Here is a 23,955-nt window from a genome sequence, read left to right as displayed (position 1 = left end):
CTAGCTCCTGCCGGGCGCAGCGTCACTGCCCCCGTTTTCCGGCTCTGCCCCGGCGATGCCCGCGCTGCGGCCGGTGCTCAGGTCATTGAGCGCGGCCCAGATGGACAGCCCGTACGGCGGGAGCAATACGCCTTTTTCAGTAATGATGCCGGAGAGATATTCCGCAGGGGTCACGTCAAAGGCATAATTGAATACAGGGACGTCCTTGGGGCACAGGCGTGTTTCGCCCACGTGCGTCACTTCCCTGTCCGGGCGCTGCTCTATGGGAATGCCCGAGCCGTCGGGCGTGGCCGCATCAATGGTGGACAGGGGCGCCGCCACATAGAAAGGAATATGAAAATGTCTGGCCAGCAGGGCCACGCCAAAGGTGCCGATCTTGTTGGCCGTATCGCCGTTGGCGGCGATGCGGTCAGCGCCCACCACCACGCGCTGCACCAGCCCCTTGCTCATGAGCAGGGCGCAGGCATTGTCGCAGGCCACGGTTACGGGAATGCCGTCACGCGCCAGTTCCCAGGCGGTGAGACGCGCGCCCTGAAGAAAAGGGCGGGTTTCGTCGGCAATAACGCTGATCTTTTTGCCCGACTCGGCCGCCGCGCGGATAACGCCAAGGGCCGTGCCATAGCCCGCCGTGGCCAGGGCCCCGGCATTGCAGTGGGTGAGCACGCAGTCGCCGTCATTGATGCAGGTTGCCCCGTGGCGGCCCAAAGCCTTGCAAATGGCCACATCCTCATTCTGCATGGACTGGGCTTCATGAATAAAGGCCGTAAGCAGGGCTGGCTGATCAATCTTGGCACCGCCAAAGGATCGCCACTTGTTGCGCATGCGGTCCACGCCCCAGCGCAGGTTCACGGCTGTGGGCCTGGCGGCGGCTATGCGCTCCATGCCCAGCTCAAGCCTGGCGGCCCAGTCCGGCCCCTGAGCCTCCTTGAGGGCCAGCACGCAGCCCCAGGCCGCCGTCACGCCGATGGCGGGCGCGCCGCGCACCACCATGGTCTGCAGCGCGCTGATGACGTCCTGCGCTGTCCGGCACACAAAGTCCGACTCCTGCTCGGGCAGAAAGCGCTGATCCAGCAGGTGCAACTCAAGGGTTTGGTGGTCAAAACGGATATGGTCGTCCATGCGTTCCTCCGGGCATACTTGAGGTCAGATTACACCACAACGGGCTGAAAGCAAAGAGCGCCGGGTTCATCGCCAGGGGCGCATTTCTTTTTTACGCGGCATAACCCTGTGAAAGGCGGGGCATTTGGCTGATTATCCCATACAGAAGCTTTACAAACCGGCTTTTCGCTGGCTATGCTGCATAGACACTGTGAGGAACGCCTGTGGCGTCCGCTGTGGCTGCGCTTCAGGCGCAGCTGACACGGTTTTTTTTCACCCTTGCGCGGCAGAGCGACTAGAGCAGTTTACGGATGAAATGCTCTAGCTGACCGCCCGCCGCGCCGCCAAGGGCGCTTTTGCCTTTGACGGGACACTCAATATGCTCTGGGAGCAAGACAATGGAAGAGTTTTCACGCATTCGCCGCCTACCCCCCTACGTTTTCGCCGTGGTGGGAGATCTCAAGATGCGGCTTCGTCGGCAGAACATCGACATCGTGGACTTCAGCATGGGCAATCCGGACATCCCCACGCCCGCACCCATTGTGGAAAAGCTCGCAGAGGCAGCACTCAAGCCCGTCAACCACCGCTATTCCCTTTCGCGCGGCATACCCAACCTGCGCAAGGCCGTCTGTGACCGCTACAAGCGCCACTTTGACGTGGACCTTGACCCGGAAAGCGAAGCCATTGTGACCATGGGCTCCAAGGAAGGCCTCGCCCACCTTTCGCTGGCCATGCTTGAGCCCGGCGACGTGGTGCTCGCGCCCGACCCCACCTACCCCATACACAAATACGCCCCCATCATTGCGGGCGCGGATGTGCGCAGCGTGCCCATCGGCCCCGGCAGGGATTTTTTTGAAGACCTTGAGACCGCCACCCGTCAGGCCTGGCCCAAGCCCAAGCTGCTTTTTCTCTGCTATCCGCACAATCCCACCACAGAGGTGACGGATCTGGCCTTTTTTGAAAAGATTGTGGAATTCGCCAAGGCAAACAACATCTGGGTCATCCATGACCTGGCCTACGCCGACCTTGTTTTCGACGGCTACAAGGCCCCGAGCTTTCTTCAGGCAAAAGGCGCCAAGGACGTGGGCGTGGAATTCTACACCCTGTCCAAAAGCTACTCCATGCCCGGCTGGCGCGTGGGCTTCTGCATGGGCAACAAGCACCTCATCCACGCGCTGGGCCGCATCAAGAGCTATCTTGACTACGGCATCTTCCAGCCCGTGCAGATAGCCGCCACCGTGGCCCTCAACGGCCCGGAAGACTGCGTGCAGAACATCTGCGACGTCTACAGGGAACGGCGCGACCGCCTTATCGATGGCCTCAACCGCATCGGCTGGGAAGTGCCTTCACCCAAGGCCACCATGTTCGTCTGGGCGCGCATCCCCGAAGCCTTCCGCAAGATGGGCTCCGTGGAGTTTTCCAAGCTGCTGCTCACCGAAGCCCACGTGGCCGTTTCGCCGGGTCTTGGCTTCGGCTCTTACGGCGACGAATACGTGCGCTTTGCCCTTATTGAAAACGAACACCGCACGCGACAGGCCGTCAGCAGCATGCGCAAGCTTTTGTCTGGCACAGCCGACTAGAGCATTTTACCTTTGAAAAAGTGTAAATGCTCTAACGCTGCACGAAAGTGCAGCGCGCCACAACGTGGCGTGGATTCAGCCGAAAATCGCATTTTTCGGCTGAATGAAAACTTTGAAATGTGAAGCATTTCAAAGTTAATCTGCTCTAAAGTCAGATTGCCGCGCAACACAGACATTGCCAGTGTTTTTGACACGCCTGTTCCGCGCCTTCAGCTATTGAGAACTGTTGGCGCATAACGTAGAAGAATAGAAACGCGGAGGCCGGGCTTGCCCGGCCTCTGTCAAAACCGGTGCCTTATGCCTTATCAGTTGCGGCTTTGCTACCGGGCACTTTCGGAGAAATCATGACCAAGAACAGCGACAAGCCACTGGTAGTGGGCCTGGCCGGATTCGGCACAGTGGGCGGCGGCCTGGTACGCCTGATCGAGGAAAACGCGGATCTCATCCGCCGCCGCTCCGGTCGGGACATCCTGCTCAAGAAGGTTCTGGTGCGCAATGCCAAGAAGGCGCGCAGCATCCCCCTGCCCGATGGGGCGGAACTGACCACCAATCCCCGCGACCTTACGGACGATCCCGAAATCGACGTGCTGGTGGAGCTTATGGGCGGCATTGACCATGCCCGTGACCTCATTGACCGCGCTCTTGACCAGGGCAAGCACATTGTCACCGCCAACAAGGCCCTGCTGGCCGAGGAAGGCCTTGCGCTGTTCCAGAAGGCTGACCGCAAGAAGCGCATCCTGCGCTACGAGGCCAGCGTGGCCGGAGCCGTGCCCATTGTGGAAGCCCTCAAGGAAAGCCTCACGGGCAACCGCATCCAGTCCCTCATGGGCATTCTCAACGGCACGAGCAACTATATCCTGTCCGAAATGACCTCCAACGGTCTGGATTTTGACGTGGCCCTCAAGCAGGCCCAGCACCTGGGCTACGCCGAGGCCGATCCCACCCTGGACATCGACGGGCACGACGCGGCGCACAAGCTCATTTTGCTCATCCGCCTGGCCTACGGGGTGCACTATCCCTACACGGCCCTCTCTGTGCGCGGCATCCGTGGCCTTTCGGCCCTGGACATCCGGCTGGCCCGCGAATTCGGCTACCGCATCAAGCTCATCGGCCAGGTGCGCCAGGCGCCCTGTCCCGAAGAAAAGGCCGGCGCCAAGGACTGCGGCGACGGGCCGGTACGCCTCGAAGCCGGGGTTTTTCCCGCCCTTGTCTACCACAAATATCTGCTGGCGCGCGTGGGCGGCGCATACAATGCCGTACGCGTGGACGCCAACGCCTCCGGCCCGCTCTTCTTCCACGGGCGCGGCGCGGGCGACATGCCCACCGCCGGGGCCGTGCTGGCCGACCTGCTGGCCGTCGCTCGCGATGAACGCCCCAACAACACCGGCTTTGTGAGCAAGGAACTGCCCAAGGCCGCCATTGTGCCGCCCGAGGAATGGCGCTCGTGCTACTACGTGCGCGTGATGGTGCAGGACGCCCCCGGCGTGCTGCGCGACCTTTCGGGCTGCATGGCCGCCGAGGGCATCAGCATGGCCCAGGTCATCCAGAAATCCGACGAAGGTCAGGGCGTGCCCCTGGTCTTCATGACGCACGAAACAACGGCCCAGGCCATGAGCGACGCCCTGCAGCGCACGCTTGACGCTGGCCTGCTCAAGGAACCCGCGGTGTACTTCCGCGTGCTGGGCGGCGAATGATCATTCTCGACCAACCCTATGTTTCGCCGGAGCTGCTGGCCTACACGGCAGCCCGGCAGGAACCGGTACTCGACAACTACATGGCGCGGGCCTGTTCCACAGAACTGAAAATGCAGGGCAGGCAGGCGCTCAACCTCGTGCCCGAAGACCGTTTTGCCGCCATGCTGCGCGGACAGGGCCAGGATTATGACCACGGTCAGAACCAGATTCAGGGCCAGGCTCACGGTCAGGCTCAGGGCGCGGCAGTCCCCCCCCGCCTGTACACCTGCTCCGAAAATTCCCTGGCCTGGGTGACGGAGCACTGCTCCCCTGCCCTGGCCGAGGCCATTGCCAAGCTCAAGAACAAGGCGCTTACCCGCGAACTGCTGCGCCCGCTGGACCCGGACTATTACTACCGCCGCCTCAGCCTTGCAGAAATGCAGGCCCTGCCCTTCGAAGCCCTGTGCACCCCCTGCGTGCTCAAGCCCGCCGTGGGATTTTTCAGCCTTGGGGTCTACCGCATCGGCAACGCCCAGGACTGGCATGCCGCCAAAAGCGCCATTGCCGCAGAAGCGGAGCGCTGGGCCGCGCAGTACCCGCAATCGGTGGTTGACGGCAACGACTGGCTGCTGGAAGAATATATTGATGGCGATGAATACGCCGTGGATGTATACTTTGACCAGGACGGACAGGCCGTGGTCTGCAATATCCTGCGGCACGAGTTCACCGGCGACGACGACGTGAGCGATCGCCTCTACTACACCAGCGCGAGCATCATCCACGAACGTCTGGCGGGATTTGAGGACTGGTTCAACAGGGTCAACGCCCTGCTGGGCCTGCGCAACTTTCCGGCGCACGTGGAACTGCGCCGCCACGCGTCCGGGCGCATCCTGCCCATCGAGTTCAACCCCCTGCGCTTTGCCGGCTGGTGCAGTACGGACGTCAGCCTTTTCGCCTGGGGCTTCCATTCCTACGGCTGCTTTCTTGAAGGCGCGAAACCGGACTGGAACAGCATCCTCAAAGGCAGGGAAGGCAAGCTGTATACCCTCATGGCGCTGGGCAAGCCCGCCAACTGCCCGCCCATACGCGACTTTGACTACGAGGCTCTGGCGCAACGATTTGCAAAGGTGCTCTGCCTGCGCCGCAACGACTATACCCGGTATGGCCTGTTCGGCTTTCTGTTTACCGAAACTCCCGAAAACCGGCGGGAAGAGCTGGACAGCATCGTCCAGTCCGACCTGCTGGAATTTGCCCTAATCTGACCCCTCAAGGAGGCGGTTGTGCTCAGTCTGGAATTTGAGACCACAAGCCGCAGCGACATGCGCGACATAACCTCGCAACTGCGTAGCGTGGTGCGCCGCAACGCCATTGAAAAAGGCTGGCGCAACGGCGTGCTGGCGCTCTTCTGCCCGCATACGACCTGCGGCCTCACCATCAACGAAGGGGCAGACCCCGACGTGCGCCGCGACATGCTGGCCTTCTTCAACGGGCTTGTTCCCCGTCTTGGCGACTATCACCACGCCGAAGGCAACAGCGACGCCCACATCAAGGCCACCCTGCACGGCCCCTCACTGACCCTTTTTGTGGAAAACGGCGAACTCTGCCTCGGCACGTGGCAGTCCGTCTATCTGTGCGAAGGCGACGGCCCGCGCCGCCGCAACATCTGGCTGCAATGGCTGGCCGGCCAGGAGGAGTAAGCCGTGGAACACCAGACTGACCTGATACTGACCCTTGCGGGCGGCCTTTCCGCAGCCATGGTCCTGGGCTTCATCACCCAGAAGCTGCGCCTTTCGCCGCTTGTGGGCTATCTGCTGGCAGGCATTCTGGTGGGGCCGTATTCGCCCGGATTCGAGGCCGACGCCTCCACGGCGGCCCAATGCGCTGAAATCGGCGTCATTTTGCTCATGTTCGGCGTGGGCCTGCACTTTCACCTCAAGGATCTTCTGGCCGTGGGGACCATAGCCCTCAGCGGCGCTGCCGTGCAGATTTCCGCCGCCACCCTGGCCAGTATGGTCTTGCTGCACTATTTCTTCGGCTTTTCCCTGATGTCCTCGGCCATCTTCGGCATGGCCATATCCGTGGCAAGCACCGTGGTGCTCACCCGCGTTCTCACCGACAATCACCAGCTCCACACCCATACGGGGCACGTGGCCCTGGGCTGGCTGGTGGTGGAGGACATCTTCACCATCCTGCTGCTGGTGCTGCTGCCCGCCGTGCTCAGCCCCGGCGGCGAATTCTGGAGCGCCCTTGGCTTCACCCTGCTCAAACTGGCCGGGCTTACGGCCTTTACCCTCATTGTGGGGCAGAAGCTTATCCCCCTGTTTCTGGGCTATGTGGCCCGCACGGGCACGCGCGACCTCTTTACCCTGGCCGTCATAGCCCTGGCCCTCGGCATCGCCGTGGCGGCCGCCTACGTCTTTGACGCCAGCATGGCCCTGGGGGCTTTTCTGGCGGGCATGGTGGTGGGACAGTCCGAGTTCAGCGCGCGCGCCGCCGCAGAGGCCCTGCCCCTGCGCGACGCCTTTGCGGTGCTCTTTTTCGTTTCAGTGGGCATGCTCTTTGATCCCGTGGCCCTGCTTACGGACTGGCCCCTCATGCTCGTAACTCTCTTTGTCATCATGGTGGTCAAGCCTCTGGGCGCGCTGGTCATGACCACCCTGTTTCGCAAGCCCTTGCGGCTGGGCCTGGCTGTTTCGGCCTCGCTCTCGCAGATCGGCGAATTTTCCTTTATTCTCGCTGCCATGGGCATCAGCCTCGGCATTTTTGACGCCAGGGTCAACAATGCCATCATTCCGGCGGCCATGATTTCCATTACGCTGAACCCCTTGATTTTCCGCAAGCTTGAAAGCGTGGCGCGCTGGATCGAGGGTAAACGCAAAAACGGCGCACCCGCAGAAAGCCCGCCCGTCACAACAGCGGATGACGGCAAGCCCCATGTTGTGATCATCGGTTACGGCCCCGTGGGCCGGAGCTGTTGCAGCATTTTGCGCGAGAGCGGCATCACGCCCGTGGTGGTGGAAATGAACATCGACACCGTGCGCAAGGAACGCGGCAAGGGCCTGCCCATCATTCACGGCGACGCCAGCCAGGCCGAGGTGCTGCGCGAGGCCGGCCTTGAAAGGGCCGAAGCCCTGCTTTTGACCACGCCCAGCATACCGGCCTCGGATGTGGCGGCCATTGCCAGCGCCGTCAACCCCGATGTGCGCATCCTTGTGCACACGTCCTTTGCGCGCGACGCGCGCAAGCTGCGCCAGCAGGGCGTTACCGCCGTGTTCAGCGGCGAACGCGAAGTGGCGCTGGGCATGTCCGAATATCTGCTGCGCTACCTTGGTTCGCCGGAAGCCTTTGTGCAGACGGAGCTTGAAAGGGTTCGCCTCAAGCTGGACTAAAGGAAACGCTGATTTATTCCGTTTGGCGGACTTGCTTCACTTTTTTTGAAACAGTCGAGGACGGAAGAGTCCACTCCTGCTTCAAAAAAATATCGCGCCTTGCCAAACGAAATAACTGCGCGTTTCCAGGAGGATCTTTAATCAGTGCTTCCTTAGGTACAGACCTCATTGTATTCTTGAATCCTTTGTGGGGGAGGGACCCTTTTGCAAAAGGGTCCCTCCCCCACACCCCCTCCCCCTAAAATTCTTGGTATATTCTGGCATGGTGCGAAGGGCCTTCGGAACTGAACCACAAGTGCAGCCCTGCCTGCAGCCTGGCGCGCGCGACGCCCCTTGCCCGGCGTTTGCCCTGTCTGGCCGCCCCGTGCTACCCTCAAGTATCCCACAAGCAGTCGTTAACTCATTTCATTCGTAAACAGCCCCCAGGGCCGCCGCCATGATTATTCATATTGATATGGACGCCTTCTTCGCTTCGGTGGAGCAAATGGACGACCCCGACCTGCGGGGCAAGCCCGTCATTGTGGGCGGCAGCAGCGACAGGGGCGTGGTTTCCACCTGTTCCTACGAGGCGCGGGCCTTTGGCGTGCATTCGGCCATGCCTATGGTGGTGGCGCGGCGGCTGTGCCCGCAGGCAATCATCGTGCGCGGGCGCTACCCGCGATACAGCGAACTCTCCCACGCCATCATGGACGCCCTGCGGGATTTCTCCCCCCTTGTGGAGCCAGCCAGCGTGGACGAGGCCTATGTGGACGCCACAGGCCTTGAGCGGCTTTTTGGCCCGCTGGAAGAACTGGTGGCAGCCATTAAGGCCCGTATCGAGGAAGTCACGGGCGGCCTGACCTGCTCGGTGGGCGCGGCTCCGGTAAAATTTCTGGCCAAGATATGCTCTGAGGTGAACAAGCCTGACGGCGTGTTCATACTGTACCCCGAAGACGTGGACGCCTTTTTGTGCGCCCTGCCCGTGGGCAAGATTCCCGGAGTCGGCAAGCGCATGGTGCAGAGCCTGCAAGACCTTGGCATCAAAACCGTGGGGCAGTTGCGCCGTTTCAGCCCGGAAGTTATGGAACGTCGCTTCGGCAAATGGGGCGCTGTGCTCTATGAGCGCGTTCACGGGCGCGACAGCCGCAAGGTGGAGACCGAGCGCGCCGCCAAGAGCGAAAGCGCGGAATGCACCTTTGCGCAGGACACGCGGGACAGGACGTTCCTGCAGCGCATGCTCATGGCCCATGCCGAGCGCGTGGGGGCCTCCCTGCGCAGGCACGGCTACAAGGGCCGCACCATTACCCTCAAGGTGAAGTTCTGCGATTTCAAGCAGATCACGCGCTCGCGCACGCTGGAAGAACCCGTCAACGCCACGGAAACCATATTCGAGACAGGATGCCGCCTGCTGGCCGAACTGCCCCTGCCGCAGCCGGTGCGCCTCATCGGGCTTGGCGTGTCGGGCTTTGACGCGCCCGCCAACCAGCTTTTTCTGCCGGGCGCGGGCAAGGCCGCCGGGCAGAACCTTGACCCGCAGGTTGAGGCCAAAAGACAAAAACTGGACGCCGCTCTGGACAACCTGCGCGAAAAATTCGGCAGACAGGCCGTGCAGCGGGGCCGCCTCTTTACCCTTGCCCGTCAGGAAGACGCGCCGGAGCGCGTGAATAACGGCAAGGGCGACGGGGTGGAGAAAAAACCCGAAAAAGGCGGCAAGCCATCGCCATAACCTGCGAAATCATAAGGCAAAAGCATCATAACCTGTCTGCATTATAATCCCTTCTCCTCATGATCCAGCGGCGGCATACTCCATCCGCATCACAACCCGTCAGCGTCATTGGGCAGCCGAACATTTGCAAGGGCAAACCGCGCCAGAGCAGGGCTGAGGTTCTTTTGCGTACCGGCTGGCAAAGCATTTTTGCTGGCAAGCAATTTCTGTTTTTTGGAAAAAAGCAATTTTTTACAATAGGCTTTTGCGCTGACTGCCTATTGTGCCTCCATACCGTTTATCGCAAGGAGGCATGCTATGGAAAAGAATTTATTTCATGAGTTTGAAACAGGAATGCTGGCTGAATCCGGAAAGCAGATGGATATCGGCCTTTGCCCCTGGAACGAGCACAAAGATTTTGCCGGAGTATCCTTAAAAAACATTGTGACACCGGCACAAACGGCTGGCTTGTTCACGTGTCATCTTGTGCGCATCAAGCCGAACCATAAAATCGGGATGCACACGCATCCCAACAGCATCGAACTGCACGAGATTATCAGGGGAAGCGGAACCTGCCAGACAGAGACGGGGGAAATTCATTACATCCCTGGCGTGATGGCCATTATTCCCAGGGATGAGCAACACGAAGTGAGAGCTGGCGAAGAAGGGCTCTACCTTTTTGCCAAATTCATCACAGTCCCAGCCTGAAGCTGGCCCGCTTGAATTGCCCGGGAGTCATACCGTGATGGTGCTTGAAGACCTTATGCATATGGCTCTGGTCGGTAAAACCGGCGGATGCGGCAGCGGCAGCGCTTTCCGTGTCCGCCCGCAGCATACTGCGCAGCAGACGTAAGCGGCAAAGAAGCTGAAACGCATGCGGCGTCATGCTGGTAACCTTTTGAAAGGCGCGCAAGAAATGCCACTGGCTGTACCCGGCGTATGCAGCCATTTGCCTGATGGAAACAAACTTATCGGGATTTTCCAGCACGACAGAAACCACAGCCCGAACAGACCGATAAAGAAGGGAGTCACATTTATCCAATAAAGGTGTGTGATCCTTTTCTGCGGAGAGCATGCTCTCCAAACAAGTATCCAATTGTCGTATGAGTGAACCACCCTGCTTCTGCAGGGAGGGCAATCGACACACAATCTCCTGAAAAATGTCCTTTCTTTCTGAAAACATATTCCTGTTTTCAGCACAAAAAACAGACAGCGAACTTTCCGCAGCCACAACCAGACTGTGCGGCTCATACGGCCGTATGAAGAACTGTTCACCGCCGCTCAACTTTTTGAGGCCGGTCTCTGTCGTTACCGTTACGGTTCCAGAGCTCACGACGCCGACCGTCCAATGCTGCGTATGCATATGCCAGGGATAGCGACGGAGCGCACCATTGGTAAGGATGAGCTCTACCTTGGCTGAATCTGTGTAGTAATACGCAATGCCGTTCATGAGAAATTGATGCCTTTATTCGAGGTTTCCAACAATGAAAACAACATCGTCTGCATGATAGAACAACTTCATGATGTTATGTAATTATTTCAGCTCGCTGCCGCTCACAGTGAAGCATTCACATCAGCATTCCGCACAGCATCGGCGCACGATCGTGGCTTGACGCCTTTTGCACGCTCTCCCATGCAGCGTGAAGGCGCACGCCCACAACGTACTTTTCCCCATCAACCAGCCGCCATTCCTGAGACTTCCCGCAGCCAATGCGACGGCCTCCTGCCTTCGGTGAACATGCCCTGACATGAAAACTCGCATGCAGCGCGAAGTCGCACGCTGGCATTGCGCGGCGCGCAGGGAGATCGCCGAGCGGAGCGAGGAAACTCCCGGAGCAGCAGCCGCGCAACCCTCGCGAAATGTCGGAAGCTGGAAAACCCCAGCGGGGTGCTTCGGGGGGGATGCAAGGGGGGCTGAGAAGGGGGCGCAGCCCCATAACCGGCCCCGCCTTGCCGCACGCCGCGCAGGCGGCCAAAACACTAATAATGAGAAAGCTCCCGTGCCCGCAGGGCACAAAAATCCCCTCTCAAAGGACAGTCCATTATAGATTTTGGCAGCTGCTGCTGTTTATCTTCAAAACTCCCACTTGGCCTGCAGGCTGCCTGTCACACCCTCTCTTTTGCCCGTATACCCCTGCACGCCGAGGTCAAAGGAAAGGGGCAGCGTTTGGGAGGGCTTGAGCAACAGGCCCAACTCACCGATGCCGGTATCACCGCGCATGGATGGGGCTTGCATATTGAAGCCATTGGTGGAGGCGCGGGCCTTGCCGTCGAATTCATGTTCCCAGGCAACACCAGCGTAGGGGCTGACATATTCATTTACCAGATAGGCGAAGCGAGAACCAAACCGCAGACGGCTGGAGTACACATCATCAAAATCAATGGGGTCGCCAGTGGACAGACTGATGGAATCGCCCGTCTGCCGCGTCCAAAAGTACTTGCCATAGAGGTCAAGACTGGCAGCGTCAGTAATGTTCCATATATAGCCTGCGCCCAGATGCAGCCCGTAGTACGGCGTGTCGCTGTCATACTCCGCCTCGCGCCCGGTGGCGTCGCGCAGGTCTGAGCTGTCGTATTTATTGTGTATCGATCCTGCGCGCCCGCTGGCTTCGGTATAAAAATGACCGGGGCCAGTGGATGTGAAATCCATACGGGCCAGCAGGCCACCGCCCAAATAGTGCGTGTTGCCGTTGCCGTCCACGTCAGCGGCATTGCTGAAGGAGTTGGCGGTATTGTACGAGCCATTGCCGTACTCGAAAAAAGGACCCGCTGTAAAACGTCCAAGGGTACAATCAACGCCCCAGGCAAGGCCAGTGAGCAGAGACAGGCTCCTCATGTCCATATGAGAGCCGGTGTTGAAGCGAAGTGAACCGCCAGAAAGCGCGCCGAACCCGGCAAACCCGCTCTCACCCGCACCGGAAGAGGCCTGCACGGCAGATTCCATACCCTTGCCCGCCGCGAGATCCGCTCCTTGCAACGTCATGGCCATGCCGCCAATAAATCCTTCTGACAGAGCTTTAGCTTGCGGGTTCACGCTGGAAGAGGTGACAGTGCCCAGCAATTTATTGCCCTGAGTCAGAATGTCGAAACTATAACGCAGGGTCACGCCCTGACTGTTGACCGTGCTGTTGGCGGGTGTGCCGGTCAGCGTTCCGGCGTTGATGAGCACCACTTGGTCCCCATTTTTTAGCGGTGCGGCACCGCCCGCAACACCCACGTTGATTGTGGCCTTTCTGCCTGTGCCACCGTCGTTTTCAGAAAGACGCGCCTCGCCGGTCGTGGTGAGTGCGGTATCCCCCGCCGCCAGGGAGGAGGGCAGGTAGAAGTTGATATTCTGAAAATTGTACAGGCCCTGCACAGTCAGGCCCGATGTTTTTATATTCAGGGTGTTGCCGCTGAAGGCATCTCCGTATCTAACCTCAAGAGGGTCTGTTCCATTTCTGACAATGCCGCCGTAAAGTTTGCTGTTTGCCAGGTTGGGAGCGCCGCTGATGGTCACGCTGTTGCCCGTGGCCGAACCGCCCACGCCGGCGCCAACAGAAAGTGCGCTAACGCCGCCATAGATATCGCCGCTTACCGCGCCGCCGCTGAGGATTACGCTATTGCCCATAGCAATGGCGGTGCCAACAGGGGCAAAAGCAAAGCCGCCATAAATGTCCTTGGTGACCGTGCTGTCTATGACAATCGCCTCATTTCCCGCGGCTATGGCCTCCGTACCCCTTGTATGGGCTTCGCCGCCACTAATGAAATCCACATTGGCGCCGGTAACATGCACCCTGTTGCCGCCAGACAGAGCAAAGCCGTAAAGGGTGGAAGCAAAGCCGCCGAAAATGCTGTAGAACCTCCCCCCCCTGACGGTTACATTATTGCCCGTGGTTGTGACGGTGATGCCGCTGGTATTTGCCATAGACCAGGCAGATCCGCCATAAACCCGAGTGTTCTCTCCTCCTGTGAAATTTGTGATGTCCACCCGGTTGTCGTTGGCCACAACATCTGTGCGATATTTATCAATATAACAGCCGCCGCTGATGATCAAATTTACCATACCGCCCGCTACGGTCACGGTATTGCCGGAAGCATTGGCATTGTTGACAAGCGCGTTGGGGTCGTCCTGGCCGCCCATGCCAGCGCTGTCCCCCGCATTGACAGGGTTGCCGATAAGGTAAAGATGCGTTCCAGAACTATACTCCACAGTGGCGGCCAGACCATGCAGCGGCAACAGAAAGAGCAGAGCCGCAAAAACAAGTGGCAAGACGTGCAGCTTATGATGCAACATGGTAATTTCTCTCAGATGAAAACATCATTTTGGAACACTTTAGTTGCAAGCGCACGTCAAATAAGAATTCTGCTGTGTTAATGCCTGCCAGATCAGGTTTTAACTACGCGGCACCTATCTCGTGCGCGAATATGACCCGCAAATCTGCCCCCATATTGTGTTACTGATTTTGAATGAAAGCGTTCTGCTTTTTCACGCTGGATAGTGTCGTTGCAAGATTTGACACCCCAAAAAAACAATGGATATGAATCGCAGCCAGAAATGACATCGAAAATGGCATGTCGTCCATATCCGACGGGCGACACTATTTTTCGCTTGTGATTGGAAAGTGGGCAAAGCATGTCAGAAAATAAAATTCTGAGCAATCTTCTGACTGTACTCCCCGTATAACATTACATTTTTTAACAATTTCAGCGCGTTTACTTATAGATTTAAGCAAATTTTCATAGGTAAGCGTCGAAAACGTTTCCGACGACGGCAAAAATATGCCTTTCCCCTCAAAAAGGCGCGCCCCAAAAGGCGCTGACAGCCTGAACGGCCAGCGCCCCTACTACGCGCCCAGCGGGTCCCCCATTCTGCAAACAATCTCAAATTCTTCTTTGCTCACGGGCATAACCGAAAGCCTCGACCCCTTGCGCAGCAATTCCATCCCCGCCAGGGCGGGATCCATGCGCATGGCCTTGAGCGGCACGGCATTGGCGAATTTTTTGACAAAGCGCACATCCACCGCATACCAGAGCGGCCTTTCGGGCGTTGATTTGGGATCAAAATGCTCGTCTTCCGGTTCCCAGGCGGTGGGGTCGGGGTAGCCGGCCCTGACCACACAGGCCACGCCCATGGCCGAGGGGTCCGTGACGCTGTGATAAAAAATGACCATATCGCCCACAGACATCTGATCCCGCAGAAAGTTGCGCGCCTGATAGTTGCGCACGCCGCTCCAGCAGGTGATCTGTTCCGGCTCGGCCGCAAGATCGTCGATGGAATAGCACCCAGGCTCGGACTTCAGGAGCCAATATTTCTTTTCCATAAGAACTCTCCAGACTGCAGGCTTCACGAAAAGCCGGATTGGCGAATATATGCAGCTTGAGGCGTCAATGTTATTGCGCCGGGGTTTCAGGCATCCTTCAAGCCAAATGCCAGCCACGCTTTATGTCAGGGCGTATTTTGCTCGTTACGAACACGCTCAAAGTTCACGCGCAACCACGCCACATCACGATTGCCTCCGCTTGAACAGCTTTTCCAGCTCCGTGGCGTCCCAGCGCAGGATGCAGGGGCGGCCGTGTGGGCAATACTCCCTGGCGTCGGTGGCCAGCCACTGACGCAGCAGCCCGGCGGCTTCGTCGTCGGTGAGGCGCTGCCCGGCCTTGATGGCAGCCTTGCAGGACATGGATATGAACATGTCCGCCAGATCGTCCTTGCGGCCCGCCAGCGCTTCACGCAGAAAGTCCCTGGCCTCGGCCCGCGAAAGAACAGGCGGCATGCCCCTGACCTCAAGCCCGCTGGCCGTGGTTTCGAGCACAAACCCAAGGGATTCCAGCGTGGACCTCAAATCAAAAAGCCGTTCGCGCTCTGCCGGGTGCAGGGACATTTCCAGCGGCAAGGCCAGCAACTGACCCGACCCCGCAAAAGCGCCCTTGCGCATGCGGGCATAGAGTATGCGCTCGTGGGCAGCGTGCTGATCCAGCAAAAGCAATGCTCCGGCCCTGTCGCGCAGCACAAGGTAGGTGTCGGCCACCTGGCCCAGATACTCCACATTTTCCACGCGCAGGGGCTGACGATCCCGCACGCTTTCGCCATCGGCATACGATTCGGCCGCGCGCGCGGCGGCGTCCGGGCCAGAGATTTCGGCATTCAGGCCAGAGCCATAGGGCGCGCTGGCTTCCGCCATACTTCCATGGGCGTCCACGCCTTCGGGGCGCACAAACACCCCGGCGGGACTCGACTGTTCCCCGCTTTGCGCATGGCCCTGCGTTGCCACGCCCAAGGGTTGCGCTCCGTGTTCCGGGCCTGGGGGCGACTGTGCCCCGTTCGCCTGCTCCCAGCCTTGATTGTGGCCGTACTGGCTGGCTGGCCCGTCCATCTGGGCAGGCATGTGGGCAGGCATGTCCCCCTGGCCGAAGCCGTGGGGCGGGTTCTGGGCATATGCGGTGTGGGCTGCGGCGGAGGCCGTGGCTGCAGGCGCGCTGGCCTGCCATGGGCCCGCATCCGCGAGGCTGTCCCGTTCCGGGCGCTCCACAAGGGGGGGATTGTCGAGCCGCCCCCAGAAGCCCATGGGCCGCGTGACAGCGCCCGTGGATTCCGTAGCGGATTCCCCGGCAGCGTGATCCGTCCCGCCCATAAAGGCCGTGCCCGCAGACGCCGCGCCAGCGTCATGCCAGGCGGCGTCGGCCACGTCAAAGGACGTGACAAGCGCGGCCTGAACTGCGTGCAGCACTGCGGAAAAAACTGCGGATTCGTCCCTGAAGCGCACTTCGCTCTTGGCCGGGTGCACGTTGACGTCCACCTCCGCCGGGTCCATTTCCACAAAAAGCACGATCTGCGGATAGTCACGGCTGGTCATGCGCCCCTTGTAGGCTTCGCGCACGGCGGCCAGCAGGCGTTTGTCCGTGACGGAGCGCCCGTTGACGTAGAGCAGGATGCGGTCGCCGCGCGGCTGGCTCACATTGGGCAGGGCCGCCAGACCGTGAGCGCGTATGCCGTGCCTCTGGCCGTCAAAGGGGCGCAGGGCGTCCACCACAAGCCGTGGCCACAGGATGCCGAGACGCCCGGCAAGGGTCTGCCCCGGCAGAAAACGCAGGGCCTCGCGCTCGCCCGAATGCAGGCTGAAGCCCACCTCGGGCCGGGTGAGCGCCAGACGGGCCAGCCAGTCCTGAGCGCGCTTGAACTCCGTGGAGGGGGTCTTTAAAAATTTCAGGCGAGCTGGTATATTGGAAAAAAGGTCGCGCACCTCCACCAGAGTGCCCCTGTGCAGGGCCGCCGGGCCAGAACTTTTAAGCAGGCCGTGTTCCACTTCCACCCGGTGCGCCGTCACATTCCCGTCCTCCCCGGCATGGGCGGAGGTAATGGAAAAACGCGACACCGAGGCTATGCTCGGCAAAGCCTCGCCACGAAATCCGTAGGACAGGATGCGCTCCAGATCTTCAAGGCAGGCAATCTTGCTGGTGGCGTGACGGGTAACGGCCAGTTCCAGGTCTTCAGCGGGGATGCCGCAACCGTCATCCTGCACGCTGATGCGGCTTTGGCCGCCGTTTTCAAGGCAAACATCTATCTGGTTGGCCTGGGCGTCCAGGCTGTTTTCCACCAGTTCCTTCAACACGCTGGCGGGCCGTTCAACCACTTCGCCAGCGGCGATCTGGTTGCGCAGCTCAGGCGGCAGCAGACGTATATGACGTTTATTTTCAGACATGGTTCCACTCTAATCGGCCGTTTGGCGCATGGCAAGCTGCAGCGCCACGCGAGAAAAAACAGGGCCCGGGTGCGCCACAGGACTTGCCTTGCAGCCAGAGGTGCTTATCTATGGAAGGTAAGGCTTAAAGGACGTGCCGCAACCGCGACCATACGCGCGGCCAAAGTGCGCCGGGGCCTGCGGGAGGGAATAATGCATAACAATACGCTCAAGGCCATTGCCGAACCGCTGCGCGGCCCCCTTGTGGGCAAGGGTTATGACCCTGAACTTCTTTATGTGGAATGCGGACGTTGTGGTTCGCCGGTTATGTGGGAGCAGGGCAAGGCCACACATATTCTCGGCATTGCGGGCATTGACCCGCTGGAACTGGACGCGTCCTGCCTGCTGGTGACGGACGCCTGCCCCACGTGCGGCGGCACAGGACACTACACTGTCCAGATTTTCCGCGTCAGTGGCGACGCGCAGACGCGCCGTCCGCCCTATTTCGGCAATGCGTAAACAATGCGTAGACAAGGGGCGGGTTTTACCCCACCTGCCCTGAAGCAAGGCCGCCGGTTCATGTGCCCGGCGGCCTTTTTATTTTTCCGAAGGCCTTTTTATTTTTTCACCGGGCCGCATGCCCCGCAGTGGGCTCCCAGACGCCAGCCTCATCCGTGCAGGCGGCCCCGGTCTTTTAGAGCCTTTTTGCATTGAGAATAGCCATCTTTGCAGTAACCGTTGCCCGCTCCTGCGGGCTTGTCTGAACCGTTGGCGGGGCCGCCTTACGGGGCAGGACAGCATCGCTACGGATAGCGACAGCGGTTCTTCCACTTGGATGTCGTGTAACCAATTAAGGTAAAATGCTCTAAAACATACTAAGAGTTTTAGGGGGTGGGGGCGTGGGGGAGGGACCCTTTTGCAAAAGGGTCCCTCCCCCACAAAGCATTGCAACGCCCTGCGGCGCTGCGGCTCAGGCGTATTTGCGGGTGATTTCTTCGCCGGCCTTTTCCACGTCGTCCCGCATTTTCGCGCGGGCGGCCTTGATCCTGTCGGCAAGGGCAGGATCCGTCAGAGCCAGAATCTGGGCGGCAAGCCAGGCGGCGTTGCGCGCTCCGGCCTTGTCCAGAGCCACGGTGGCCACGGGGAATCCTGGGGGCATCTGCACAGTGGCCAGCAGGGCGTCCATGCCGCCAAGGGCCACGCTGGACACGGGAATGCCTATGACAGGGCGCGTGGTGCGCGCGGCCACGGCCCCGGCCAGATGCGCCGCCATGCCCGCCGCGCAGATAAATACCTGTGCGCCTGCGGCTTCGTGCTCGCTCACCAGCCTTTCCGTGCGTTCAGGGGTGCGGTGGGCGGAACTGACCGTAATGACACAGCTTACACCCAGGCTTTTCAGCACTTCAACACAGGGGCTGACCTTGTCTTCATCAGACTGCGAACCCATCAATATGACTACTTGCGCCATGTCGTATCCTCTGAATCCGGCTCTGGGCCGGGGGTAATCCAGGGAAACGCTGATTTATTCCGGTTGGCGGACTTGCTTCACTTTTTTTGAAACAGAGGACGAAAGAGTCCACTCCTGCTTGAAAAAAGATCGCGCCTTGCCAAACGAAACAACTACGCGTTTCCAGGAGGCTCTTTACTCACTGTTTTCTTAGCGCGTTTACACTTTTTCAAAGGTAAAACGCTCCAGAGCGCTTCGGCATGAAGGCGCTCCGTGTGAACGTGCTGCTGGCTGCGGACCTATTTGCCTTTCAGCCGGTTGATGCCCTTCTGCCCTATGTCCTTGCGGTAAAAGCCGCCATCCATGCGAATCTTCTCAACGCCCGCATAGGCGGCCCTTTGCGCGTCCTCAAGGTCATCACCCAGCGCCGTCACGCAAAGCACGCGGCCGCCGCTGGACACCAGCGCGCCGTCCCTGATGGTCGTGCCGCCGTGAAAAACCTTTACGCCGGGCAGCGCGTCCGCTTCGCTGATGCCGGTAATGGGCACCCCCTTTGTGTACGCGCCGGGGTAGCCTTCTGCGGTCATGACCACGCCCAGAGCCGTCTTGGCGCTTTGCCCGATACTGGTGGGGTCAAGCTTGCCAGCAATGCCGTCCAGCATGATACGGGGCAGATCGCCTTCAAGCCGCATGAGCATGGGCTGGCATTCCGGGTCGCCAAAGCGCACGTTGTACTCCAGCACCTTGGGGCCGTCGGCGGTCATCATCAGCCCGGCATACAGCACGCCCACAAAGGGGTGGCCGTCCTTGGCAAGCTCGCGCAGGATGGGCCGCACGGTGAGGTCGGCCATTTCCTCCAGCATGTCGTCGGGCAGGACGGGGGCGGGGCTGTACGCGCCCATGCCTCCGGTATTGGGGCCTTCGTCATTGTCGAAAACACGCTTGTGGTCCTGGGCCGAGGGCAGCGGCACGGCGCGTTCGCCATCGCACAGGCACAGGAAGGAGGCTTCCTCACCCACAAGCCATTCTTCCAGCACCACAAGATCGCCAGCGGAGCCAAAGGCCCTGGCGCTCATGATGTCGTCAATGGCCTGCAGGGCTTCCTGAGAGTCGGTCGCCATGATGACGCCCTTGCCCGCGGCCAGGCCGTCGGCCTTGACCACCAGGGGCCCGCCCACTTTGGCCACATGATTTTTGGCCATTTCCGCATCGCTGAACACGGCGCTGTGCGCCGTGGGCACCTGGGCCCTGGCCATGATTTCCTTGGCAAAGGCCTTGCTGCCTTCGAGCTTTGCGCCGTAACTGTCGGGGCCGAAACAGGCTATGCCCGCTTCGCGCATGCGGTCGGTAATGCCCAGAGTCAGAGGAAGTTCGGGGCCGGGCATCACAAGATCGATGTTTTCTTTGCGCGCCAGGGCCACCAGCCCGTCCAGGTCGTCAACAGGTACAGGCACATTGACCGCGCCCTCTCTGCTGGTTCCCCCGTTGCCGGGCGCTGCGAAGACCGCCTTCACGCCGGGGCTTTGCATGAATTTCCAGACCAGGGCGTGTTCCCGCCCACCGGAACCAATCACCAGGATGCGCATGCCGTCTCCTTGCCGTGTACTGATGAAAAAGCAAAGCCCCTAAAAGGGGGCTTTGCCAGGGGCGGACAGCCCACGCGTTCTGCGGCGGGCTGTCCGCGCCCGACGTTATCTAGAGCATTTGACGCTTGAAATGCTCGCGTATGGCAGACAAAAACCTGCCTGCTCGCATTTCGCGGCAAGGATTTTCAGGAAAATCCTTGCCGAGCAGTTAATTCATTGTGTTCGCAAACTGCTCTAATTGGGGCTCACTTCAAAGTCGCTCATGTCAGCCGGCACATTGGGATCCGTGGCCGAAACGTCCAGCGGATAGGCCGTGATCAGGCACTGGCGGCTGCCCACGCCGAGGTCCGGCGAGGTGTTCAGTCCCACCACAAGATCAAGGGTGCCGTTGTTGGTGGCGTCAGCCAGATCCACAGCAGCCACGGAACCACGGATGCGGCGCGTCTTCCACTTGAGGCCGAGGCCCACGCCGTCCCAGTACAGAGCGTGAATTTCGCCCTGCGGGAAGTAGCGGTAGCGGTCGAATATCTGCGAAGCCGTGGATATGGGTTTGTTGATCAGCAGGGTGTATTCGCCCGTGTGGCCGATGTCGGCAGCGATGAGATTCATGGGCGCATAGTACTTGCTGGGCAACTGGTAGTTCTTGTCCACGCCGAGGCCGGGCATGCCCTTGTAGTGATCCATGCCGGTGGCCGAGCCGGAGAAGCGTTCCATGGTGGTATGGATGAGCGTGTTGCCATTGCCCTGGAAGACTTTGAGGCGCTCGTCGTCAGTCAGCATGATAAGCTGCTCGCCCTTGCCGGCCTTGCCGCCGGGCAGCCATGTCACGTTAAAGACCGTGGCTCCTGTGGGCAGGTCAAGCCGGGAACCGAAGGAGTATTTGCCGTTGGTCTTCACCATGGTGTAGACGCCGGGGGCAAAAAGCTTGAGCGAATCCCAGCTCTGCCCCACGAGGGTGGGCGCAAAGGTGGGCGGCACGCGCAGCACGCTTACGTAGTAGGGGATGCGCTCCGCCACCTGGGTGAACTTGTTGCCCTTGAAGCTGAAGAAATAGCTGTAGGGACGGTTGCTTTCGTTTTCGACGGTGGTAACCACAATATCCATGGCGCCGTCACGGTTGAGGTCCATGGCCCGCATGGAGAAGTTCTGGTTGGAACGCGAAACAAGGGTTTCACCCAGCAGCTTGAGCTGGCTTGCGCCGTCCCAGGAATAGATGCGCAGGTGGTTGTCGCTCATCACGCAGATTTCGTTCTTGCCGTCGCCGTTAAAGTCGCCCACCAGCATGCCCACCATGGTGTAGGGCAGACGCTGGCTGCGCAGACGCGAACCGTCGCCGGAACCTGAGCCCTGATAACGGAACTGCGGGTTCAGGTACACCTGCTGCTGTCCCGTTTCATTGGTGATGATGTCGCCGCCGGGAGCCACCGTGCCACGGGGGCCGGAGGCCGCCGTAGTGCCGGGGGCGCGAACGCCGGCTATGCCGAACACTTCCTGGCCCAGGGCGGCGCTCAGGTTCTGCACAGCGCCCGTCAGGCCGCTCACGGGACTCTGGGCCGTCTTGCTCCAGGTTTTTCCGGCTTTGTCCACACTGTTGACTTCAATGGTGCAGTCATTGCCAACCACATTGACTGACCCCCATATGGCGTTGTCCGCGCCGGAGGAGTGCATAATCTTGCTGGCTTCGGCCTGCGAAGAGGCCTTGCCCTGGACAGGACGCACATCGAGCACGCCGGGGCGGTTCAGACGGCCCTGAATGGTGGCCGGAACGGCCTTGGAAAGATAGGCGTAGCTTTGCGGCGCGTTCACCGTGAAAGGCAGCACCACGGCACTCTTGGCTGCAGCCTGCGCCGTGGGAGTCAACCCGGCGGCGAGCAGCGCGAGGCAGACCGCAAAAGTCAGTCGCATGGCAAATTTCATTCCGTTCTCCTTGGGTATCTTGCCAGATACCCGATAAAGTAAAGGAAGCTCCGATCAGGGCGGCTTTTACGTACGGTGTGCAAGACCGTTTCTGGGCGTAGCGCGTCGCAAAAATCGGCGCAGGGCTGCCATACGCCCATAGCAAGGGCTGTAATGACGCCTGAAATGCAAAAAAACCGATGATCAGGTTTCCTGGGGTCGTCGCCCGCCGTAAAAATCCGGCAGCGAACAGGCCCACGGGGCTCACCCGCGCCGGGCGCGGATGGCGTGACACCGCATGGATGCCACACGGGCGCACTATACCCGCAGTTGACGCGCCGCGCAATATCTTGAAAATGCCGTCCGCACGGATTTTCCGGCAAAAAGCTCTTGCGGCCCTGACAGCCTGCCCATACTATGCCGCCATGTCCAAACCCGCCGCCCGTTCATTCCGTATTGTTTGTGAGCATAGGCATACCACAGCCGTGGAGGCCTTGCTGCGCGCCCAGGGGTACGAATTCGAACCTGAGCCTTTTTCTCCCCTGTGCCGCCGCCTGCTGGCCGAACCGCGCCCACTGGGCAGTTCGCTGGCGGCTTTTTTTGGCTATATTTACATTCAGGACCGTTCGTCCATGCTGCCCCCTGTGGCCCTGGCCCCGACCATGGGAGCCTCGGTGCTGGACATGTGCGCGAGCCCCGGCAGCAAGACGGGCTTTCTGGCGCAACTTGTGGGGCGCACAGGCTTTGTGCTGGGCAACGAACCCTCGCCCACACGCCTCGGCACGCTGCGCGCCAACCTGCACCAGTGCAATTTGATCCAGGCGGGAACCTGCCTCTACAGCGGCGACGCCCTGCCCCTGCACCCCGCTTCGTGGAACGCCATCCTGCTTGATCCTCCCTGCTCCGGCTGGGGCACGGCCGAAAAGCACCCGCAGGTGCTCAAACTCTGGCAAGGGGACAAGCTGGACAGCCTCACCACGCTGCAACAGCGCCTGCTGCGCCATGCCGCGCATTTGCTGGCTCCCGGCGGGAGCCTCGTCTACTCGACCTGCACGACCAATGTGGCTGAAAACGAAGACCAGGTACGCTTTGCCGAAGAAGAACTGGGCCTTGTGCGCGAGCATCTTGCGCCCATCCCCGGCTTTGTCTGGGAAGAACTGCCCGGCGGCGAGGGCACCCTGCGGGTGGACGGCGCACGCTCCCAGGCCCAGGGATTTTATGTGGCCCGTTTGCGCAAGCCCGGCGCCATGCCCGACGGCGGAACAGGCGGCACACAGGGCAGCGGAGCAGGCAGCGCACAGGGCAACACGGACAGCGGGCCTCTCGGCGGGCCAGCCGCCGCATCCGGCAGCGCGGACGGGGTTTCCCCAAGGTCTGTATGGGACTCCGAATTTTCCGGTTCTTCGCGTTTTGGGCGCAAAAGGGCTGGCCGCGCGTCCCGACAATCGTCGGGCCAGGCTTTGGGCCAGACGTTGGGCCAGGCTTTGGGCCAGACATTAGGGCAGCCCCTGCCGCCGGACTGTCTCGCCGGGCCCACGTGCGATCCGGCCCTGCTGCCCCCTGGCCAGGCCGTGCTGTACGGCGATCACGTGCGCTTCATCCCGTCCCAGGCTGCGGCCCTTTTGCCGCAGAACTGCATATGGCAGGGAGCGCTGCTGGGCAAACTTTGCGGCGGCAGGCTGGACGCAGCCCCGCGCCTGCGAACCCTGATGCCCGAAGAGCCGGACGCGGCCTCAAGCCTTGTGCTGGAAGATCTCAATGACATCAGCGCCCTGCTCAGCGGGCAGAGCCGCCAGACGGGACTTCAGGGGCGCGAGGCCGCCCTGTGGTGGCGCGATCTGCCCCTGGGGCGTGTGGCCCTCAAGAACGGGCGGGCTGTGGCCGGTTTCAGGTAGCCCGATTCAGGCGGCAAAACAGCCGCGCCTCACGGCCTCCCGCACG

The 23,955-nt window shown here is 60.5% G+C and carries 18 protein-coding genes; 9 read left to right on the top strand and 9 right to left on the bottom strand.

The genetic code is table 11. From position 1 onward, the window contains the following. A complete protein-coding gene (mtnA, locus tag DESU86_RS07210; protein WP_179980437.1) occupies nt 1-1,119 on the bottom strand; it encodes an S-methyl-5-thioribose-1-phosphate isomerase in 1,119 nt (372 codons plus the stop codon). Between the two features lie 377 nt (nt 1,120-1,496). Between mtnA and DESU86_RS07205 the strand changes: the two genes are divergently transcribed. Beyond that, nucleotides 1,497-2,678 carry an aminotransferase class I/II-fold pyridoxal phosphate-dependent enzyme gene (locus DESU86_RS07205; RefSeq protein WP_179980436.1) on the top strand — a complete coding sequence of 394 codons (1,182 nt, stop codon included), beginning with the start codon at nt 1,497-1,499 and terminating at the stop codon, nt 2,676-2,678. Here the strand turns inward: DESU86_RS07205 and DESU86_RS07200 are convergent. Beyond that, entirely contained in the window at nt 2,675-2,872 is a 198-nt protein-coding gene (locus DESU86_RS07200; RefSeq protein WP_179980435.1) for a hypothetical protein, read from the bottom strand. The genes DESU86_RS07205 and DESU86_RS07200 overlap by 4 nt on opposite strands. A 150-nt stretch (nt 2,873-3,022) precedes the next feature. Between DESU86_RS07200 and DESU86_RS07195 the strand changes: the two genes are divergently transcribed. The 6 genes from DESU86_RS07195 (at nt 3,023) to DESU86_RS07170 (ending at nt 10,132) form a co-directional block, all read left to right on the top strand. Beyond that, nucleotides 3,023-4,372 carry a homoserine dehydrogenase gene (locus DESU86_RS07195; RefSeq protein ID WP_179980434.1) on the top strand — a complete coding sequence of 450 codons (1,350 nt, stop codon included), beginning with the start codon at nt 3,023-3,025 and terminating at the stop codon, nt 4,370-4,372. Next, complete coding sequence (locus DESU86_RS07190) at nt 4,369-5,613, top strand: ATP-grasp domain-containing protein (protein WP_179980433.1); 1,245 nt, start codon at nt 4,369-4,371, stop codon at nt 5,611-5,613. Before DESU86_RS07195 ends, DESU86_RS07190 begins: the two co-directional genes overlap by 4 nt. An 18-nt stretch (nt 5,614-5,631) precedes the next feature. Further along, on the top strand, nt 5,632-6,048 hold the full coding sequence (locus tag DESU86_RS07185) for a secondary thiamine-phosphate synthase enzyme YjbQ (RefSeq protein WP_179980432.1): 417 nt from the start codon (nt 5,632-5,634) through the stop codon (nt 6,046-6,048). Between the two features lie 57 nt (nt 6,049-6,105). Continuing rightward, nucleotides 6,106-7,740 carry a cation:proton antiporter domain-containing protein gene (locus DESU86_RS07180; RefSeq protein ID WP_179981751.1) on the top strand — a complete coding sequence of 545 codons (1,635 nt, stop codon included), beginning with the start codon at nt 6,106-6,108 and terminating at the stop codon, nt 7,738-7,740. A gap of 436 nt (nt 7,741-8,176) precedes the next feature. After that, on the top strand, nt 8,177-9,445 hold the full coding sequence (locus DESU86_RS07175) for a DNA polymerase IV (protein WP_179980431.1): 1,269 nt from the start codon (nt 8,177-8,179) through the stop codon (nt 9,443-9,445). A 297-nt stretch (nt 9,446-9,742) separates the two neighbouring features. Further along, entirely contained in the window at nt 9,743-10,132 is a 390-nt protein-coding gene (locus DESU86_RS07170; RefSeq protein WP_179980430.1) for a cupin domain-containing protein, read from the top strand. Here the strand turns inward: DESU86_RS07170 and DESU86_RS07165 are convergent. The 4 genes from DESU86_RS07165 to mutL form a co-directional block, all read right to left on the bottom strand. Further along, complete coding sequence (locus tag DESU86_RS07165; RefSeq protein WP_179980429.1) at nt 10,116-10,874, bottom strand: AraC family transcriptional regulator; 759 nt, start codon at nt 10,872-10,874, stop codon at nt 10,116-10,118. The genes DESU86_RS07170 and DESU86_RS07165 overlap by 17 nt on opposite strands. 624 nt (nt 10,875-11,498) lie before the next feature. Beyond that, nucleotides 11,499-13,700 carry an autotransporter outer membrane beta-barrel domain-containing protein gene (locus tag DESU86_RS07160; protein ID WP_179980428.1) on the bottom strand — a complete coding sequence of 734 codons (2,202 nt, stop codon included), beginning with the start codon at nt 13,698-13,700 and terminating at the stop codon, nt 11,499-11,501. A 550-nt stretch (nt 13,701-14,250) separates the two neighbouring features. Next, on the bottom strand, nt 14,251-14,727 hold the full coding sequence (locus DESU86_RS07155) for an EVE domain-containing protein (RefSeq protein ID WP_179980427.1): 477 nt from the start codon (nt 14,725-14,727) through the stop codon (nt 14,251-14,253). A 183-nt stretch (nt 14,728-14,910) separates the two neighbouring features. Next, a complete protein-coding gene (mutL, locus tag DESU86_RS07150) occupies nt 14,911-17,106 on the bottom strand; it encodes a DNA mismatch repair endonuclease MutL (protein WP_179980426.1) in 2,196 nt (731 codons plus the stop codon). A gap of 192 nt (nt 17,107-17,298) precedes the next feature. On the opposite strand from mutL, the gene DESU86_RS07145 reads away from it, so the two are divergent. Continuing rightward, nucleotides 17,299-17,604, top strand: coding sequence for a hypothetical protein (locus DESU86_RS07145; protein WP_179980425.1), 306 nt, complete (start codon nt 17,299-17,301; stop codon nt 17,602-17,604). 451 nt (nt 17,605-18,055) lie between these two features. Here the strand turns inward: DESU86_RS07145 and purE are convergent, their stop codons facing one another. The 3 genes from purE to DESU86_RS07130 form a co-directional block, all read right to left on the bottom strand. Beyond that, entirely contained in the window at nt 18,056-18,553 is a 498-nt protein-coding gene (gene purE, locus DESU86_RS07140; RefSeq protein ID WP_179980424.1) for a 5-(carboxyamino)imidazole ribonucleotide mutase, read from the bottom strand. A 278-nt stretch (nt 18,554-18,831) separates the two neighbouring features. Next, entirely contained in the window at nt 18,832-20,118 is a 1,287-nt protein-coding gene (gene purD / locus DESU86_RS07135; RefSeq protein ID WP_179980423.1) for a phosphoribosylamine--glycine ligase, read from the bottom strand. A gap of 234 nt (nt 20,119-20,352) precedes the next feature. Then, nucleotides 20,353-22,035: an FG-GAP repeat domain-containing protein gene (locus tag DESU86_RS07130; RefSeq protein ID WP_179980422.1), complete on the bottom strand. Its 1,683-nt coding sequence runs from the start codon at nt 22,033-22,035 to the stop codon at nt 20,353-20,355. Nucleotides 22,036-22,439: 404 nt separating this feature from the next. On the opposite strand from DESU86_RS07130, the gene DESU86_RS07125 reads away from it, so the two are divergent. Continuing rightward, nucleotides 22,440-23,909: an RsmB/NOP family class I SAM-dependent RNA methyltransferase gene (locus DESU86_RS07125; protein ID WP_179981750.1), complete on the top strand. Its 1,470-nt coding sequence runs from the start codon at nt 22,440-22,442 to the stop codon at nt 23,907-23,909. Nucleotides 23,910-23,955 lie beyond the last annotated feature (46 nt).

Origin of the sequence: Desulfovibrio sp. 86, from assembly GCF_902702915.1 — a bacterium.
In the GTDB taxonomy this organism is placed as follows: Bacteria; Desulfobacterota; Desulfovibrionia; order Desulfovibrionales; family Desulfovibrionaceae; genus Desulfovibrio.
This window is presented reverse-complemented; position numbering and strand designations above follow the sequence as displayed.

Coding starts and splice junctions, on each gene's coding strand:
- mtnA (WP_179980437.1), bottom strand. CDS start 1,119: ATGGACGACCATATCCGTTTTGACCACCAAACCCTTGAGTTGCACCTG.
- DESU86_RS07205 (WP_179980436.1), top strand. CDS start 1,497: ATGGAAGAGTTTTCACGCATTCGCCGCCTACCCCCCTACGTTTTCGCC.
- DESU86_RS07195 (WP_179980434.1), top strand. CDS start 3,023: ATGACCAAGAACAGCGACAAGCCACTGGTAGTGGGCCTGGCCGGATTC.
- DESU86_RS07190 (WP_179980433.1), top strand. CDS start 4,369: ATGATCATTCTCGACCAACCCTATGTTTCGCCGGAGCTGCTGGCCTAC.
- DESU86_RS07180 (WP_179981751.1), top strand. CDS start 6,106: ATGGTCCTGGGCTTCATCACCCAGAAGCTGCGCCTTTCGCCGCTTGTG.
- DESU86_RS07175 (WP_179980431.1), top strand. CDS start 8,177: ATGATTATTCATATTGATATGGACGCCTTCTTCGCTTCGGTGGAGCAA.
- DESU86_RS07170 (WP_179980430.1), top strand. CDS start 9,743: ATGGAAAAGAATTTATTTCATGAGTTTGAAACAGGAATGCTGGCTGAA.
- DESU86_RS07165 (WP_179980429.1), bottom strand. CDS start 10,874: ATGAACGGCATTGCGTATTACTACACAGATTCAGCCAAGGTAGAGCTC.
- DESU86_RS07160 (WP_179980428.1), bottom strand. CDS start 13,700: ATGTTGCATCATAAGCTGCACGTCTTGCCACTTGTTTTTGCGGCTCTG.
- DESU86_RS07155 (WP_179980427.1), bottom strand. CDS start 14,727: ATGGAAAAGAAATATTGGCTCCTGAAGTCCGAGCCTGGGTGCTATTCC.
- mutL (WP_179980426.1), bottom strand. CDS start 17,106: ATGTCTGAAAATAAACGTCATATACGTCTGCTGCCGCCTGAGCTGCGC.
- DESU86_RS07145 (WP_179980425.1), top strand. CDS start 17,299: ATGCATAACAATACGCTCAAGGCCATTGCCGAACCGCTGCGCGGCCCC.
- purE (WP_179980424.1), bottom strand. CDS start 18,553: ATGGCGCAAGTAGTCATATTGATGGGTTCGCAGTCTGATGAAGACAAG.
- purD (WP_179980423.1), bottom strand. CDS start 20,118: ATGCGCATCCTGGTGATTGGTTCCGGTGGGCGGGAACACGCCCTGGTC.
- DESU86_RS07130 (WP_179980422.1), bottom strand. CDS start 22,035: ATGAAATTTGCCATGCGACTGACTTTTGCGGTCTGCCTCGCGCTGCTC.
- DESU86_RS07125 (WP_179981750.1), top strand. CDS start 22,440: ATGTCCAAACCCGCCGCCCGTTCATTCCGTATTGTTTGTGAGCATAGG.